Origin of the sequence: Devosia oryzisoli, from assembly GCF_014837245.1 — a bacterium.
Classification (GTDB): Bacteria; Pseudomonadota; Alphaproteobacteria; order Rhizobiales; family Devosiaceae; genus Devosia; species Devosia oryzisoli.
The window spans coordinates 156891-172602 of sequence record NZ_JACYFU010000002.1 but is presented as its reverse complement, the minus strand read 5'-3'; the positions used below and the strand labels follow the sequence as shown (position 1 = coordinate 172602).

At 62.4% G+C, this 15712-nt stretch carries 16 protein-coding genes; 9 read left to right on the top strand and 7 right to left on the bottom strand.

Annotated features, from left to right (window positions below; genetic code table 11):
- Positions 1-36 precede the first annotated feature (36 nt).
- Entirely contained in the window at positions 37-486 is a 450-nt protein-coding gene (locus IC608_RS07435; RefSeq protein WP_191774108.1) for a universal stress protein, read from the bottom strand.
- Positions 487-688: 202 nt separating this feature from the next.
- On the opposite strand from IC608_RS07435, the gene dusA reads away from it, so the two are divergent.
- Complete coding sequence (gene dusA, locus IC608_RS07430; protein ID WP_345890883.1) at positions 689-1675, top strand: tRNA dihydrouridine(20/20a) synthase DusA; 987 nt, start codon at positions 689-691, stop codon at positions 1673-1675.
- Here dusA and IC608_RS07425 read toward each other — a convergent pair.
- Both IC608_RS07425 and IC608_RS07420 read right to left on the bottom strand, forming a co-directional pair.
- The gene (locus tag IC608_RS07425; protein ID WP_191774106.1) at positions 1672-2358 is read right to left on the bottom strand and encodes a retropepsin-like aspartic protease family protein; all 687 of its coding nucleotides are present in this window, start codon (positions 2356-2358) and stop codon (positions 1672-1674) included. The two genes, dusA and IC608_RS07425, sit on opposite strands and share 4 nt — an antisense overlap.
- A gap of 63 nt (positions 2359-2421) precedes the next feature.
- On the bottom strand, positions 2422-3216 hold the full coding sequence (locus IC608_RS07420) for an adenosylcobinamide-GDP ribazoletransferase (protein WP_191774105.1): 795 nt from the start codon (positions 3214-3216) through the stop codon (positions 2422-2424).
- 64 nt (positions 3217-3280) lie between these two features.
- On the opposite strand from IC608_RS07420, the gene cobT reads away from it, so the two are divergent.
- Complete coding sequence (gene cobT / locus IC608_RS07415; protein WP_191774103.1) at positions 3281-4303, top strand: nicotinate-nucleotide--dimethylbenzimidazole phosphoribosyltransferase; 1023 nt, start codon at positions 3281-3283, stop codon at positions 4301-4303.
- A gap of 28 nt (positions 4304-4331) precedes the next feature.
- Here cobT and IC608_RS07410 read toward each other — a convergent pair whose 3' ends face one another.
- The gene (locus tag IC608_RS07410; protein ID WP_191774101.1) at positions 4332-5855 is read right to left on the bottom strand and encodes a sensor histidine kinase; all 1524 of its coding nucleotides are present in this window, start codon (positions 5853-5855) and stop codon (positions 4332-4334) included.
- Between the two features lie 245 nt (positions 5856-6100).
- Here IC608_RS07410 and IC608_RS07405 point away from each other — a divergent pair, with 245 nt between their 5' ends.
- On the top strand, positions 6101-6580 hold the full coding sequence (locus tag IC608_RS07405; RefSeq protein ID WP_191775397.1) for an Lrp/AsnC family transcriptional regulator: 480 nt from the start codon (positions 6101-6103) through the stop codon (positions 6578-6580).
- Entirely contained in the window at positions 6580-6987 is a 408-nt protein-coding gene (locus tag IC608_RS07400) for a VOC family protein (protein ID WP_191774100.1), read from the top strand. Before IC608_RS07405 ends, IC608_RS07400 begins: the two co-directional genes overlap by 1 nt.
- Here the strand turns inward: IC608_RS07400 and moaA are convergent, their stop codons facing one another.
- Together moaA and IC608_RS07390 are read right to left on the bottom strand one after the other, a co-directional pair.
- Complete coding sequence (gene moaA / locus IC608_RS07395; RefSeq protein WP_191774099.1) at positions 6988-8001, bottom strand: GTP 3',8-cyclase MoaA; 1014 nt, start codon at positions 7999-8001, stop codon at positions 6988-6990.
- A gap of 95 nt (positions 8002-8096) precedes the next feature.
- On the bottom strand, positions 8097-8627 hold the full coding sequence (locus IC608_RS07390) for a L,D-transpeptidase (protein ID WP_248306263.1): 531 nt from the start codon (positions 8625-8627) through the stop codon (positions 8097-8099).
- Between the two features lie 301 nt (positions 8628-8928).
- On the opposite strand from IC608_RS07390, the gene rpiA reads away from it, so the two are divergent.
- The 5 genes from rpiA (at position 8929) to IC608_RS07365 (ending at position 15156) form a co-directional block, all read left to right on the top strand.
- On the top strand, positions 8929-9633 hold the full coding sequence (gene rpiA, locus IC608_RS07385; RefSeq protein WP_191774097.1) for a ribose-5-phosphate isomerase RpiA: 705 nt from the start codon (positions 8929-8931) through the stop codon (positions 9631-9633).
- Positions 9634-9654: 21 nt separating this feature from the next.
- Positions 9655-10182 (top strand): DUF2059 domain-containing protein, encoded by a 528-nt coding sequence (locus tag IC608_RS07380; protein WP_191774096.1) that lies wholly within the window; start codon positions 9655-9657, stop codon positions 10180-10182.
- A 126-nt stretch (positions 10183-10308) separates the two neighbouring features.
- Positions 10309-11682 carry a glutathione-disulfide reductase gene (gor, locus tag IC608_RS07375; RefSeq protein ID WP_191774095.1) on the top strand — a complete coding sequence of 458 codons (1374 nt, stop codon included), beginning with the start codon at positions 10309-10311 and terminating at the stop codon, positions 11680-11682.
- A 78-nt stretch (positions 11683-11760) separates the two neighbouring features.
- Positions 11761-13137 carry a class II 3-deoxy-7-phosphoheptulonate synthase gene (locus IC608_RS07370; RefSeq protein WP_191774093.1) on the top strand — a complete coding sequence of 459 codons (1377 nt, stop codon included), beginning with the start codon at positions 11761-11763 and terminating at the stop codon, positions 13135-13137.
- Between the two features lie 102 nt (positions 13138-13239).
- A complete protein-coding gene (locus IC608_RS07365) occupies positions 13240-15156 on the top strand; it encodes a PAS domain-containing sensor histidine kinase (RefSeq protein WP_210316272.1) in 1917 nt (638 codons plus the stop codon).
- 3 nt (positions 15157-15159) lie between these two features.
- Here IC608_RS07365 and IC608_RS07360 read toward each other — a convergent pair whose 3' ends face one another.
- On the bottom strand, positions 15160-15588 hold the full coding sequence (locus IC608_RS07360; protein WP_191774091.1) for a response regulator: 429 nt from the start codon (positions 15586-15588) through the stop codon (positions 15160-15162).
- Between the last annotated feature and the right edge of the window lie 124 nt (positions 15589-15712).

Genomic DNA, 15712 nt, shown 5'->3' with positions numbered 1-15712 from the left:
TGGCCCGCGCCATTCCAGCAGCTGACATGTCAGTTGCTACTTGATGATCAACACCGGCAAATCGCTGTGAGCGAGAACTTCGGCGGCCTGACTGCCGAGGAGGAGGCGTCCGAGCCCGCGCCGGCCATGCGACCCCATGACGATCAAATCCGCCCCGTGCTCCCGCGCAGCCTCGAGGATGCCCTCCGCCGGCGGTTTCATGGGAACATGGACTGCCTGGGCGCTCAGGCCAGCTCCGGATGTGAGCAATTTGGCATCGTCGAGCACCTTCTTTGCCCCTTCTGCCTTGGCGCGCTCGAGGTCGTCGTAGATGCGGCTCGTATCGACCATCACCATCTCGGCGCCCGGCGTGACGATGACGGAGGGTTCGGTCACCGTCACCAGCGTGAGTTTCGCCCCCAGCTTTGAGGCGAGTTCCATGGAGTGGCGAAGCGCCTTCGTGCTGAGGTCTGAGCCGTCGATCGCGCAGACGATGTGACTATACATGGCAGGCTCCTTTTTCGCCCATTTCATACCCCCACTATGGATGAACTTATCGGGCTCGACCTTGATCCAGATCAGACTTGAAGGCGGAACGCTAGGCTCACGAAACGGCGCGGGCTCTTGAGCCGTGTCGGCATCCACTCTAGATGAACGGCGAATTGTTTCGCTGAACGAGGCACCAGCCATCGCCATTCCCGCATTGTCTATCGCCGAGGCGCGCCGCTTTTCCGTGGCGCCGATGATGGACTGGACCGACCGCCATTGCCGTTACCTGCACCGGCTGCTGACCCGGCACAGCCTGCTGTTCACCGAAATGGTCAACACGGGCGCCATTGTTCATGGCAACGCGGAGCGGCACCTGCAGTTCAGCAGCGCCGAGCATCCGGTGGCATTGCAGGTCGGCGGGTCCGACCCGGCTGAGTTGGCGGCGGCGACGGCGATCGCGCACCGGTTCGGCTACGACGAAATCAATCTCAACGTTGGCTGCCCATCCGATCGGGTGCAGTCCGGCCGCTTCGGTGCGTGCCTCATGGCCGAACCGGATCTTGTCGGCGCGTGCGTGCGGGCAATGAAGGAGATGACCGACCGGCCGGTAACCGTCAAATGCCGCATCGGCATCGACGATCAGGATATCGAACCGGGCCTGGACCGGTTCGCGGACACCATGATCGCCGCAGGAGCAGACGCGCTCTACGTCCATGCCCGCAAAGCCTGGCTGCAGGGGCTCAGCCCAAAGGAAAACCGCACTATTCCGCCGCTCAACTACGACCGGGTGTATCGGTTGAAAAGCCGGTTGTGGACCTATCCCGTCTTCATCAATGGCGGGATCGAGACGCTGGGTGCCGTGGATCAGCATCTGCGTCATGTGGATGGCGTCATGCTCGGGCGCGCCGCCTACCACAACCCCATGTTGCTGGCGGAGGTGGATGGTCTCGTCTTTGCCGATCCGACCCCGCGCCCTGATCTTCCCTCGATTATGGAACGCATGAGCGTCTACGCGGAGGCCGAACTATCTCGCGGCGTGCGGCTGAACGCCATCGCGCGGCACATGCTGGGCTTGGCCAACGGTCTGCCCGGCGCACGGCAGTTCCGGCAGATCCTCAGCGTCGAAGCCTGTCGCCAGGGCGCCGGCATCGAGGTCTTCGCTGCGGCGCTGGCAGCCGTAGAGCGCCACGAGAAGGTCGTCGCCTAGTCCTGCAGCTCGAGCGAATTCTGGGTGACCGAGTACCGTCCCAGAGTTTCGAGAAACGTCATGCCTAGGAGGCTGGTGTCCATCGCCCCGGCCTCGGTGACGAAGGCGGTGATATTGCGTCGGGTGATGCCGCCCACACTGATGCTGTCGATCTGAGTGCGGGCCGCCATGCCCCGCCCGTTGGCGGTGGCTACGGGCACGGTGTAGCGCAGGTCGCGGGTGTCAATCCCCGCAGCCTCAGCATCGGCCACTGTCAGGACAACAGCGCTGGCGCCCGTGTCGAAGATCATGGGCGTGGTGTGACCATTGATGGTGGCGTTGAGTTCGAAGTGACCGTTGAAGCTGCGGCGGAACACGGCCGTTCCGGCCTCCTCGTCGACCATGGCGACGCCGGGCTGCAACTCCCCTGCGACCCTTCCGGCCACCCCCATCAGCTCGTCACGATAGGCGTAGCCCAGCATGGCGGCAGCGAACAGGCCCACCCACAACACGATGCCGCCAAAGAGCTCGGAGGCTTTTCGCCGCCGGGAGAAGAGACCCCCGGCAAAAACGATCAGCAGGATGACCATGGGCACCAGTTGGGCTGTCTGCTGCTGGCTGAGCCCGACCAGGCTTCCGGCGTCGGCACTGATCATCAGGGCCAGCCCAACGGCAACCAGAAGTGCGATGCCGATGAAAATCATGCCGGTCCTTTCGCGGAAACGCGTCGATTCAAGAATGGGAACAGGCGCGGCAAATTCAAGGCGTCAGACAAAGATCATCAGCGCGGTGAGGGCAGCGATCTCTCCCAGAGCCCCCGCTGCACCGATGAGATCGCCGGTCTGGCCGCCCACAAGGCGCCGGCAGAGTGCCGCCCAGGCGAGGTTGACCACCACCAGCGCCATGCCGAGGACGGCAAGTCCGACCACACCAACGATCCACGTCGTAAACAGTGCCGCAAACAGGCCAGCCAGCGCAGCCCCTACCCAGTATGCGCGAGCGCCGAGGCGTCCCGCGCCGGCCGAGGCTCCATCTGTCCGCGCCGGCGACAAGGCCACCGCAAGCCAGAGCCCGGCAGAGCGCCCCGCCGTATTGGCGCAGAGCCAGAGGCAGAAGATGGCGAGAGGCGAGAGGGGCAAAGTCCCGAAAAACGCGACACGCAAAAGGAGAAACAGACAGAGCGCGCTGACGCCATAGGTGCCGTGCCGACTGTCCTTGAGAATATCGAGCCGCCGGTCCGGCGTGCTGCCGCCGAAGAGTCCGTCGGCGGCATCGGCCAGAGCATCCTCCATCATGCCGCCGCCCACGAGCACCATCGTGGCAACGGCGAGTACCGCGGCAAAGATTGGGGTCAGGCCTAGCTGCACCCCGCCAAGGAAAAGGGCGCCCGGAACCACGCCCATGATGACAGAGGTTACAGGCAGCACGGCCGCGATGCGTCCCAGATGCGGTCGCCGATGCGGCGAGCGGCCAGTGGGGAGGCGCGAGAAGAAGCGCAGGGCCATGATCACGTCGCCGGCCAGCCGGTTCAGCGCGCCCTTGTCCGTTGCCTCGACCGTCAATTGCAATTCGCTCCGTTCTGGGCAACAAGTCCGCACCTTCCTAACACATCGTGCCGGACCTGCCATGCCCGCCCTCAGCCCCGCCTTCTCCGATATCGTTGAACTCCTGACGGCGGTGCCAGAGGGAGATGAGTCGGCCGTTGTGGCTGTCCGGGCACACGATGCGCAACTGACCAAGCCGCCGGGGTCGCTTGGGCGGCTGGAAGAGCTGGTCGAGTTTCTCGCGCGATGGCAGCACCGTAGCACGCCGCGTCTCGACAATCCCATGGTAACGATCTTTGCCGGCAACCACGGCGTCACTGACCAGGGCGTCTCCGCCTTCCCTCGCGAGGTGACAGCGCAGATGGTGGCCAACTTCACCAACGGGGGAGCGGCGATCTCGCAGATCTGCGCTCTGCACGAGATAAACCTCCGGGTGTTCGAGCTGGCGCTCGAACTGCCCACGGGCGACATCACCCGAGAAGCCGCTCTGGACGATCAGATGTGCGCCGCCACCATCGCCTACGGCATGGAAGCGGTAGCCGGAAAGCCCGATCTCATCTGTCTTGGCGAAATGGGCATCGGCAATACGACAATTGCCGCTGCGCTCTATGCAGCGCTGTTCGGCGGCACCGGCGTCGACTGGGTTGGCCGTGGCACCGGTGTCGATGATGCCGGGCTCGCGCGCAAAGCTGCTGCCGTAGATGAGGCGTTTGCGTACCACGCCGGTCACCTCGACCATCCACTCGCCATCCTTGCGCGGCTGGGAGGGCGGGAAATTGCTGCGATGCTCGGCGCGCTGGTGGCGGCTCGGCACCAGAAGGTTCCGGTGATCGTGGACGGCTATGTGGCAACGGCTGCAGCGGCCGTGGCCCATGCCGTCAATCCCCGCGCCATCGATCACTGCCTTTTCGCCCACGTCTCGGCGGAGGGCGCACACGCCAAGGCGCTTGCCCACATGGGGAGGACAGCCCTGCTCGACCTGGGAATGCGCCTGGGTGAGGGGAGCGGTGCGGCACTCGCGGCAGTGATGGCCAAGACCGCCCTGCACCTTCACACCAACATGGCGACGTTCGAAAGCGCGGCCGTCAGCGGAAAATCTGCCTGATAGGCGGGCTGCACCGGCAGATCGTCGCTTAGCCGGCTTCCGAATAGATCTCGAGGCGGCTGCGCTTTTCGACCACCGGGGCAAGCGCGTCCATCACGCGCGCCCGCGGGAAGGTAGCGATCACTTCCGTACCGAAGCGGAGCTTGGAGAAGAGGTCGAAGCGGCCCTGGTGCAGGTCCATGATCTTCTGGACGATTGGGAGGCCGAGACCGGCACCCTGTTCCGCGGTCTTTTGCGCCAGCGAACCCTGGCCGAACGATGAAAGCACGGTCTCGATCTCGCTTTCGGGGATGCCGGGGCCGTTGTCGGTGACGGAGATCAGCTGGCCGCCATCGCCGCTGCGCTGCACGACGAGAGTGACCTTGCCGTTCTGCGGCGTGAACTTGATGGCGTTGGACAGAAGGTTGAGCATGACTTGGCGGATGGCGCGCTCGTCGCCCCAGATCTTGGGCAGGTTGTCGCCATAGCTGAAGACAAGGTCGATGCCCTTGGACTTGGCGCGCAATTCCATCATGCGCCGGCAATCGCTGGCGACATCGACCAGCGCGACCGCTTCTTCGTTCAACTCATACTTGCCTGCCTCGATGCGGCTGAGGTCGAGCAGTTCGTTGATCAGCGTCAGGAGGTGCTGCCCCGAAGCGTGGATGTCCGCGGCATATTCCTTGTACTGCGGCACCTGATGCGGTCCCAGAAGTTCCGCTTTAAGAACCTCCGAGAAGCCGATGATGGCATTGAGAGGGGTGCGCAGCTCATGGCTCATCGTGGCCAGGAACTGGCTCTTGGCGATATTGGCCTGCTCTGCGTGGCGCCGCGCCTCGTCCGACATGTGCCGCGCTTCCTCGAGCTCGGCGATGAGGGTGTCCTTCTCGGCCTGGTGGGTCACCGTATCGAGGTCGGAACTGTGCAATTGGCGTGCGAGATAGAGGAAGAAGACCTCGCCACACACGGCAACGGCGGCGAGCGTATAGTTCACCGTCCCGCCCAGAGCCAGCAGCGTGACCGTGACAGTGGCGGTGATGGGCAGGGTGCTCATCAGGGTCGCCGCAGGAAGGGTATGCGTCGCGATGGCGTTGGTGGCGATGCTGACCAGCACCATGGCGAACATGACGGGGGTCAGGTCCTCAGGATTGGCCACCAGGGAAAAAAGGGCGAGCGATGAAAGAGCCAGGCCGTAAACCGCTTCACCGGCGACAAAGGTCGTGGTCCAGCTGGCGGCGTTGAACTTGGCCGGATCGGCGTGCTTGAACCGCTGCGCGAGAAGGACAACGACCAAGAGGCAGGCTATGACGATGCCCGCCCAAAGGGCCGAAAAAAGGACCGGGACCCAGAAGCTGGCGACGACTGCAAGAATGGCCACAATCGATGCCATGGGCAGCGCCGCGCCACGCCTTGTGTTGGCGTAGTCGGTCAGCAGCTCGAAATCGAAATCTGCACGTGTACCGGAACTGGAGGTCAGGCGCTGGCGGGCGTCGAGCACCGCCTTTTGTGCGGTGCGTTTCCCGTCGCGTCCCGAACGGTCGCGGACATCGGCATCGGTGGCCGTCAGCGGCATGGGACTTTTACTCGTTACTCAACAATGCGAAAGAAAACACAATCGCTACGCTTGCGTTCGGACATTAGGGTGGCCGTGGTTAACGGTGGGCAAACGGGTATGGTTAACCGCTTCCTACCGCCCGTGCCCAAAATCGGGCTCGGCAATTTTATTGCGCCGAACAGCCTGATGTGGCAGTCAGGAGCCGCGCTTGGGGGCAATAATCGGGCGCGGACAAAATCTGATTTCGCGAGGCTGTGATGGCTCTGGACAAGATCGACCGCAAAATTCTGACGCTCCTGCAAAAGGATGCGACGATGCCGGTGGCGGAAATCGGCCGCAAGGTCGGGCTTTCGACCACGCCGTGCTGGCGGCGTATTCAGAAAATGGAAGAGGATGGCGTGATCCAGCGCCGCGTCGCCGTGCTCGATCCGAACAAGGTCAATGTCGGCGTCACGGTCTTCGTCTCGGTCAAGACCAACGAGCACAACGACGCGTGGATGCGGAAATTCTCCGGAGTGATCGAGGAGTTTCCCGAGGTGGTGGAATTCTACCGGATGAGCGGCGACGTGGACTATCTGATGCGCGTGGTGGTGCCTGATATCGGCGCCTATGACACGTTCTACAAACGGCTGATCAGCAAAATCAATCTGACCGACGTCAGTTCCGCTTTTGCCATGGGCCAGATCAAATACACGACGGCGCTGCCGCTCGATTTTGCCATTGTAGTGGATGACGACAAGTAATGCTGCGCGGCTTTGAACATGTCGGCATGACCTCCGGCGACCTCGACCGGACCATCCATTTCTATTGCGAGTTGCTCGGTCTGACCCTGGCCTTGCGGCGCCAGACGGAATTTGGCGAGATGGCTTTCTTCGATACCGGCGCGGGCATGCTCGAGGTTTTCGCGCCCAAGGCACAGGAAATCGGCCGCTTCCGGGATGTGCCGCCGCACGAGGCAGGTATGCGACACCTGACCTTCGCGTTCGACGATATCGACGCCGTTTTTCAGCGGCTGGTCGATGCCGGTGTCGAAATCGTGGAAAAGCCGCGCGATGCCATCAATCGCGAGATGCTGAAGCGGGTGGCCTTTGTGCGTGACGGAGACGGGATCCTGGTGGAACTGGCTGAGCGCGCCGAGGGGCGCAACTGATCAGCCGCCCGTCACGCTCATGTGCCGGGCAACGGCCGGCGCGGCGTGGTCCCTGTCCAGGATGAAGTCATGCCCCTTGGGCTTGATGGCCATGGCGTGATCGAGCGCGCCATCGAGCGCGGCAACGCCACCATCGCGAAGTGCATCGCGTAGGTTCACCTGATCGTCTTGGCCGAGACACAGGAAGAGCTGACCGGTTGCGGTTAGTCGCACCCGATTGCAGCTTTCGCAGAAATTGTGACTCATGGGCGTGATGAAGCCCAGCGTGCCCCCAGTCTCTGCGACGTGCACATAGCGCGCGGGACCGCCCGTGGTCTTGGCCATTGGGGAAAAGGTATAGCGTTTCGAAAGTGACGCATGGAGTTCCCGCAGGGGCAGGTAGCTCTCCACGCGGTCTATCCCCACCTCGCCCAGCGGCATCCCCTCGATCAGGGTCAGACCCATACCGCGGCCATGAGCCCAGGCCATCATGCCTTCTATCTCATCGTCGTTGACGCCCCGCATGGCGACCATGTTGATCTTGACCGCCAGACCTGCGGCCTGTGCTGCGTCTATGCCTGCCAGAACGTCGGCCAGCCTGTCGCGGCGCGTGATGGCTGCAAAACGGTTCCTGTCCAGCGTATCGAGGGAAACGTTGATCCGGCGAACGCCAGAGACGAAGAGGCCTTCTGCATGCCGTGAAAGCTGACTACCATTCGTTGTGAGTGTCAACTCATCGAGCCCGTGGCCGATCCTCCGTCCCATCGTTTCGACCAGGTCCATGATATCGCGGCGCACCAGCGGCTCCCCCCCGGTGAGGCGGATACGGGTGGTCCCGCGTGCGATGAAGGCCGAGGCGATGGTTTCCACCTCCTCGAAGCTCAGCACGTCCTTCTTCGGCAGGAAGGTCATGTCTTCGGCCATGCAGTAGACACAGCGGAAATCGCACCGGTCGGTGACGGAGATGCGCAGATAGCTGATCCGTCGGCCGAAGCGGTCGATCAGCGGGCGGTCTGTGGCGGCAGCTGTGGGCATAGTGTCAGTCTAGCCGGGACAACGTTCTCTGCAAAGGCGGGGCAAACGAAAAGACCGCCTTGCGGCGGCCTTGAATCCAGGACGCGACACACCGATCAGCGGTTGACGATGATCCGGGCGCCGACCTGCACGCGGTCGTAAAGGTCGATGACGTCTTCGTTGGTGAGACGGATGCAGCCCGACGACACTGCCTGGCCGATCGACCAGGGCTCGGACGTGCCGTGCACGCGGTAGAGCGTCGACCCGATATAGAGGGCGCGGGCGCCGAGCGGATTGTTGGGGCCGCCTTCCATGTAGGCCGGCAAATCCGGCACGCGCTTGCGCATCTGGGCAGGCGGTGTCCAGCCTGGCCACTCCGCCTTGCGGGTGATGCGGTTGGAGCCAGACCAGGTAAAGCCCTCGCGCCCGACGCCGATGCCATACTTCAAGGCCTTGCCGCCCTCGAGGACGAGGTACAGACGGCGTTCGCCCGTTTCGATGACGATCGTGCCGGGTCTGTAGTTGCCGGCGTAGTCGACGATCTGCTTCTTGATGGGGCTGACGCCACGGCTGCGAGTCGCCACCGCGGTGGCTTCTTCCCAGACATTGGTGTCCGGATTGTAGACGCGCGCTGCGGCGCTCGGCATCACCGCTGTCGCCAACATTAACAAGGACAAACCGATCGCCGCTGCGAATTTCAACCTGTTCATGCGTTCCAAATGCCTCTGAAGTGCCGCCCCGACTCGGCGCTGTGCTCACGCTATTTATGAGCAATGAAGATTCACGAGAAGTGAACGTCGTCGCCATTTCGCCACATTACTGCTGGCTTTGCCAAATTCTGTTGCGCCCCAGCCACAGTCGAAGTTGTTTCGGCCACTGGTGCGGCCTGCGCGAATGCTTGACTCTCTTCCGGCCAAGCGGCACACGCCTCTCAACGGGGGATATGCCATGACCAATGCTGACGAGCTCAAGCGAGCGGCCGCCGCCAAGGCTCTCGGCGAAGTGAGGAGCGGCATGCGGCTCGGCCTGGGGACCGGCTCCACGGCCTGGCACTTTGTCGACCTTCTGGGCGAGAAGGTCCGCAATGGCTTCGATGTCCTGTGTGTCCCCACGTCGGAGGTTACGGCCGAGCAAGCCCGTTCCAACGGTATTCCGCTGAGCGATCTCGACACACTCGATCGCTTGGACCTGACGGTCGACGGCGCTGACGAGATTGACCCGGCGCTCAACCTCATCAAGGGAGGCGGCGGCGCCTTGTTGCGCGAAAAGATCGTGGCCGCGGCCTCGGCCGAGATGATCGTCATTGCCGATGCGTCTAAGGTCGTGCCAGCGCTGGGGCGCTTTCCGCTGCCCGTGGAAGTCAATCGCTTCGGTTTGGGCGCGACGCGGCGGGCGGTTCGGCGCGTCCTTGACCGGCATGGCGCGCAGGGCGAATTGCGGTTGCGTGGCGAAGAAACGGGGCAGGCTTTCGTCACCGATGGCGGCCACCTGATCCTGGATGCTTTTTTTGGCCGCATTTCGCAGCCAGAAGCGCTGTCGAAGGATCTGCTGGACATACCGGGCGTCGTGCAGCATGGACTTTTTCTGGGGATGTGCAGCAAGGCTTATATAGCCACGCCAAATGGCGTAGAACGTCTGCTCAAGAACAACTGACCAATCTTGGATCGGCACACTATGGCATTTTGGAAGAAGGCAAATCTTGTGCGCGGCGCGAGAACTGTAATCGCTGCGGCACTGACCATGGGTTTCATCGGTTTGTCCGTCCCGGCCTATGCGCAGGAAGTGGCGCCCGAGGCCTTGGCAATGGCGCGCAAATACGTCGATTTGACCGACCGCTCGGCGATTTATGAAACCACGATCGTTGAGACCGGCATCGAGACGATGCGGCAGATCGTTCAGCAAAATCCTGAAATAATGGACAAGACCAACGACGCCATTACGAAGGTGATCGAGGGGTATAAGGGCCAGAAGGGCGAACTGCTCGATCAGTTCGCGCGCGTCTATGCTACGCGCTTCTCCATGGAAGAGCTGCAGCAGATTGTCGATTTCTACTCCTCCCCGACAGGGCAAAAGCTGGCCTCGGCCAATTCCGAGCTCAACACCGATTTGCAGCGCGTGATGCAGGTGTTCACCAACAACCTCAAGCGCGAGTTCTTCGCCAAGGTTCGGGCTGAGCTGCGCGCGCAAGGCGTTGAAATCTAAGCAGGCCTGTGGCTTGTTTTACGGACCCCGCCAAGGCGGGGTCTTTTTTTATCTACGCCCCTCACCATATTCATCGGCGATTAACGATGGGTGGCGGTGCGGCGGCGCTGTCGAATGGGGGCAGGCATGGATTACGATTATGATCTCCTGGTGATCGGCGCCGGGTCCGGCGGCGTGCGCGCTGCCCGCATGGCCGCCACCTATGGCGCCAAGGTCGCGATCATCGAGGAATTCCGGGTCGGTGGCACCTGCGTGATCCGCGGCTGCGTGCCCAAGAAGCTTTATGTCTATGCCAGCCGTTTTCGTGACCAGTTCGATGTCGCCTCCAGTTTCGGCTGGCAGGTGGATGCCAGCTTCGATTGGCCAACGCTCGTCGCGGCCAAGGAAAAGGAAATCACGCGGCTCGAGCATGGCTATACGGCCAATCTGGAGAAGCCCGGCGTCGAAATCATCAAGGATCGCGCGGTAGTCACCAGCCCGCACAGCCTCAGGCTTCAGTCGGACGGACGCGAGCTGACGTCGAAATATCTGCTGATCGCCACCGGCGGTCATCCATTCATTCCGGACATCCCGGGTGCCGAACTGGGCATTACCTCGAACGAGGCCTTCGACCTTCCGGCCCTGCCGCATTCGATCCTGATCGAAGGAGGAGGCTATGTTGCCGTCGAGTTCGCGACCATCTTTGCCGGTCTGGGCGTCAACACCGCCATCATCTATCGCGGCGACTGCATCCTGCGCGGCTTCGATGAGGACATGCGCCGAGGCCTTGAGGCCGGGTTGATCGAGCGTGGCATCCGGATCATCTACCAGACCAACCTCACTCGCCTCGAAAGATCAGGCGAGGACATCTTGGCCACATTCAGCGATGGGGTCAGCGCACCCTTCGGAGCGGTCATGTTCGCCACGGGCAGGCGGCCGAATATCGGCGGCCTGGGTTTGGAAACTGCGGGAGTGAAGGTCGATGAAACCGGAGCAATCGCGGTCGACCAGTATTCCCAGTCCTCCGTGCCGTCCATCTATGCCGTGGGCGACGTGACAGGGCGCGCGCAGTTGACCCCGGTGGCCATCAGGGAAGGCTGGTATTTTGCTGAGACGGTGTTCAACAACAACCCGCTCGCCGTCGATCATTCCCTGATCCCGACGGCCGTTTTCTCTGATCCCGAGATCGGAACCGTCGGCCTGACAGAGGCGGAAGCGTCCACGCATGGCGACATCGACGTCTACGTCGCCCGCTTCCGACCCATGATCAACACGCTGTCCGACCGCACGGAGCGCATGATCATCAAGCTCATCACCGAGAAGGACGAGGGCAAGGTGCTGGGTATCCACATTCTCGGGCCGGGCGCTGCCGAGATGATCCAGATGGCAGCCATCGCCATGAGCATGGGGGCGAGCAAGAAGGATCTGGATCGGACGATGGCGCTTCATCCTTCCGCCGGCGAAGAGCTGGTGACGTTCAAATCCCCCAGCTATTCCTATCGCGATTGCAAGAGGGTCTGACCCTTTTGTCTTGGCAGGGCAGGGTGGACTTGCTAGATCGCCCGCAGGCGTGATGTGCGCAGCTGCAGCGAGGCGACGATGACCGATTGGACCCCCAGTTCCTGGCGCGACAAGCCGATCCTGCAAGTGCCGGCATACCCCGACCCTGTTGCTCTCGAAGAGGCCGAGCGCCAATTGGCGACGTTCCCGCCGCTGGTCTTTGCCGGCGAAGCGCGAGAGTTGAAGCAGCGGCTGGCGGCGGTGGCGCGCGGAGAGGCGTTCCTGCTCCAGGGTGGGGACTGCGCCGAAAGCTTTGCCGAACATGGCGCCGATCATATCCGCGATTTCTTCCGCGTCTTCCTGCAGATGGCGCTGGTGCTGACGCACGGTGCGTCAAAGCCGGTGGTGAAGGTCGGCCGCGTTGCCGGTCAGTTCGCCAAGCCGCGCTCCGCCGACACCGAAACCATCGATGGCGTGGAACTGCCGAGCTACCGCGGCGACATCATCAACGACATCGCCTTTACCGAATCCTCGCGCGTCCCCAATCCGGATCGGATGCTGCAGGCCTATCGTCAGTCCGCCGCCACGCTCAACCTCCTGCGCGCCTTTTCGAGCGGTGGTTACGCAGAGCTCACCCGCATTCACGAGTGGACGATGGGCTTCATGAAAGGCTCAAACTGGAATGCACGCTACGAGGAAGTGGCGCGCAAGATCGACGAAGCCATCACTTTCATGGGCGCCCTCGGTCTGACTCCGGAAAATACGCCCGCGCTCAAGCAGACCAGCTTCTACACCAGTCATGAGGCGCTGCTGCTCGGTTACGAGCAGGCGCTCACCCGCCGGGACTCCATCTCGAACAATTGGTACGCCACCTCTGGACACATGCTCTGGATAGGGGACCGCACCCGTCAGCCAGATGGGGCCCATGTCGAGTACTTCGCCGGCATCAACAATCCCATCGGGCTCAAGTGCGGCCCGAGCCTCTCGAGCGACGACCTGCTGCGCCTGCTCGACAGGCTCAACCCCACCGATGAGGCCGGTCGCATCACCCTCATCTGCCGCTTCGGTGCCGACAAGGTGCACGAGCATCTGCCGCGTCTTGTCGAGACGGTGCAAAGGGCCGGCCGCACCGTGGTCTGGTGCTGTGATCCGATGCACGGCAACACCATCAAGGCGTCGACGGGGTTCAAGACGCGGCCGTTTGATCGCGTCCTCTCCGAGGTGAAGAATTTCTTCGATGTCCACCGCGAAATGGGCACCTATGCCGGCGGTGTCCACATCGAGATGACCGGTGACGACGTAACTGAGTGCGTCGGCGGCGTATCCGCCGTCACCGAGGCCTCGCTTTCGGACCGCTATCACACCTATTGCGACCCGCGCCTCAACGCGAGCCAGGCGCTGGAACTTGCCTTCCTCGTGGCAGAGGAAGTGCATGCACAAAAACCGCCGCGGGAACAGCGCGCGGCCGGCGAATAAATGCCAATCCGCCGGTTGAACTCCTGCGAATAACACGCGTTATGGGACATGGCGTTGCGTTCAGGCATTGCGCCTTTATGCGAGAGCCACCAAGAGCAGGAAATGCCCCGGTCCCTATTCCCCCTGGCCTCCCCAGAAACGCGAGACCGTCTGGAGCGGGATCAAACCCTCAAGCTTTTCAACGCTCATGATTGGGGCGCCACACCGCTGGGACCTGTTCCGGGCTGGCCGGAAAGTCTCAAGGGCGCTGTCCGCCTGATGATGGTCGCAAGCACCCCCATGGCCATGCTGGTGGGTGAGCAAGGCATCCTCATCTACAATCAGGGCTACGCCGAGTTCGCGGGCCCCCGCCATCCTCACATCTTCGGCTTGCCGGCTGAGCAGGCGTGGCCTGAAATTGCCGACTTCAATCGCTCCAACATTGAGCGGGGCATGCGCGGCGAAGGACTGACGCTCCTCCGCCAGGAACTGCATCTCAACCGGCACGGCGCGCCCGAACCTGTCTGGCTTGACCTCCACTACAGCCCCATGCTCGACGATGCTGGTGAGCCGATGGGCAGCGTGTGCGTGGTTATCGATATCACCGACCGTGTCACGGCCGAAAAGGCATTGGCCCGCAGCGAAGAACGGTTGTCGCTCGCCCTCGGCGGCTCCTCGCTGGTTGGCACATGGGATTGGGACGTGGTCGAAAATCGCGTCACTGCCGATGACCGCTTCGCCAGGCTTTACGGGCTGGATCCGCTTCGAGCCGGAGTTGGCGTGCCTGTCGAAGAGTTCATCGCTGCCATCCATCCGGATGATGCAGAAAGGGTCCGCTCCGAGATAGAGGCCGCACTGCAGAGCCGCGGAGACTATCATTCCGAGTATCGCGTCGTTTCCACCGACGGCACCGTCCACTGGATCGTCGCTTCCGGCCGGGTTCGGTTCAACGGCGAAGGGGCACCGGTTCGATTCCCTGGCGTGGTAATGGACGTCAGCGAGCAGAAGCGGATCGCTGAAGCACTGGCCGAGAGTGAACTGCGGTTCAGGACCTTGGCGGACACCATGCCGCAGATGATCTGGTCGACGCTTCCTGACGGCTATCACGACTACTACAACGCGCGCTGGTACGAGTTCACCGGCGTGCCGGTTGGCACGACTGACGGGGCGGCCTGGAACGCGATTTTCCACCCCGACGACCAGGAGAGGGCTTGGGCAGTCTGGCGCGACAGTCTGGCCACCGGCGAGCCGTACGAGATCGAATACCGCCTGCGCCACCACTCCGGCCGCTACCGTTGGACCCTCGGTCGCGCTCTGCCGATCCGGGACGTTTCGGGCACGATCGTGCGTTGGATCGGCACGTGCACCGACATTCACGAATCCCGTCAGTCTGCGCAGGAGCGCGAACTGGTGGCTCAAGAACTCAGCCACCGCATCAAGAATATCTTTGCCGTGCTGACGGGGATCATTTCGCTGTCTGCGCGCAGCAATCCGGAGGCGAAGCCGTTCGCGGACCAGTTGCGGCAGCGCATTCATGCTCTGGGCGAAGCGCACGACTTCGTTCGGCCGCACACCAACCTCAGTTCCACTGACGAGGACACTCGAAAGCTGTCCGCGCTGATCCAGCGGCTCATGCGCCCCTACAACGAGGATGCGAGCCAACAGCGCGTTGTGTTCACCGGGCAGGACACGGTGGTTGATGATGCAGCAGCCACTCCCTTGGCGCTGCTGTTCCACGAACTCGCCACAAACGCTGCCAAGTACGGGGCGCTCTCCACCGAAGGTGGGCGCGTCGAGATCAGTGGCGAAGAGTCTGGCGAGATTTATAGGCTCGTCTGGCGCGAAATCGACGGACCGCCGATTGACATGCCGGCGGAAAATACGGGTTTCGGCACGCGCCTCGTGGGACTTTCCGTTGAGGGGCAGATGCGCGGCAAGGTCGAGCGTCGCTGGAAGGCCGAGGGATTGGAAGTGATGGTCGAGGTTCCCGCCGAGTCCCTCATCCGCTCCACGCGGCTGCGCGCGGCGACCACTTCCTAGAGATTATACCGCCATATTGGGACCTTTACCGGTCCAATCGAACAACCGAAGCCGACGGGGCGCCGGGCGCTGTCCCCGGCGTTGCCTGGCGACAGCGAAGTCGATTACTTCGCGGATATCCCGCTCGGTCGCCGGCTTGGGGAGCACGCCGACAGTGCCCGAAACGCCGTCCCCGAGTTGGGAGGGATTTGCCGTCATGAAAATGACCGTCACGCCGTGCGTCTGGGCCAGGATCTTTCCGATGCCAATGCCGCTCGGGCCGTCCCGCAGGTTGAGATCGACCAGGGCAATGTCGGCCTTTGATGCGAGCGCGAGAGCGCCGCGTTGATCTGCAGCGATACCGATCGGCTCGTGCCCCATCTCGGCAACGATATCTTCGATTTCCGTGGCTACGATGATTTCGTCTTCCACGATCAGTACACGGCTTGTCATGCAATCAACTCAAGCTTCAACTTCGGCATACGGGTAAACTCCTTCATCAGCTTCCCGGTTGCCACCGTTCTTCCAACAAGGCGAGTTGTGATCGAACAAGTTTGTCCTAAGCCGATTCCAGGTT

Coding starts and splice junctions, on each gene's coding strand:
- IC608_RS07435 (WP_191774108.1), bottom strand. CDS start 486: ATGTATAGTCACATCGTCTGCGCGATCGACGGCTCAGACCTCAGCACG.
- IC608_RS07425 (WP_191774106.1), bottom strand. CDS start 2,358: ATGATTTTCATCGGCATCGCACTTCTGGTTGCCGTTGGGCTGGCCCTG.
- cobT (WP_191774103.1), top strand. CDS start 3,281: ATGCCCGCCCTCAGCCCCGCCTTCTCCGATATCGTTGAACTCCTGACG.
- IC608_RS07410 (WP_191774101.1), bottom strand. CDS start 5,855: ATGCCGCTGACGGCCACCGATGCCGATGTCCGCGACCGTTCGGGACGC.
- IC608_RS07400 (WP_191774100.1), top strand. CDS start 6,580: ATGCTGCGCGGCTTTGAACATGTCGGCATGACCTCCGGCGACCTCGAC.
- moaA (WP_191774099.1), bottom strand. CDS start 8,001: ATGCCCACAGCTGCCGCCACAGACCGCCCGCTGATCGACCGCTTCGGC.
- IC608_RS07390 (WP_248306263.1), bottom strand. CDS start 8,627: ATGCCGAGCGCCGCAGCGCGCGTCTACAATCCGGACACCAATGTCTGG.
- rpiA (WP_191774097.1), top strand. CDS start 8,929: ATGACCAATGCTGACGAGCTCAAGCGAGCGGCCGCCGCCAAGGCTCTC.
- IC608_RS07380 (WP_191774096.1), top strand. CDS start 9,655: ATGGCATTTTGGAAGAAGGCAAATCTTGTGCGCGGCGCGAGAACTGTA.
- gor (WP_191774095.1), top strand. CDS start 10,309: ATGGATTACGATTATGATCTCCTGGTGATCGGCGCCGGGTCCGGCGGC.
- IC608_RS07370 (WP_191774093.1), top strand. CDS start 11,761: ATGACCGATTGGACCCCCAGTTCCTGGCGCGACAAGCCGATCCTGCAA.
- IC608_RS07365 (WP_210316272.1), top strand. CDS start 13,240: ATGCCCCGGTCCCTATTCCCCCTGGCCTCCCCAGAAACGCGAGACCGT.
- IC608_RS07360 (WP_191774091.1), bottom strand. CDS start 15,588: ATGACAAGCCGTGTACTGATCGTGGAAGACGAAATCATCGTAGCCACG.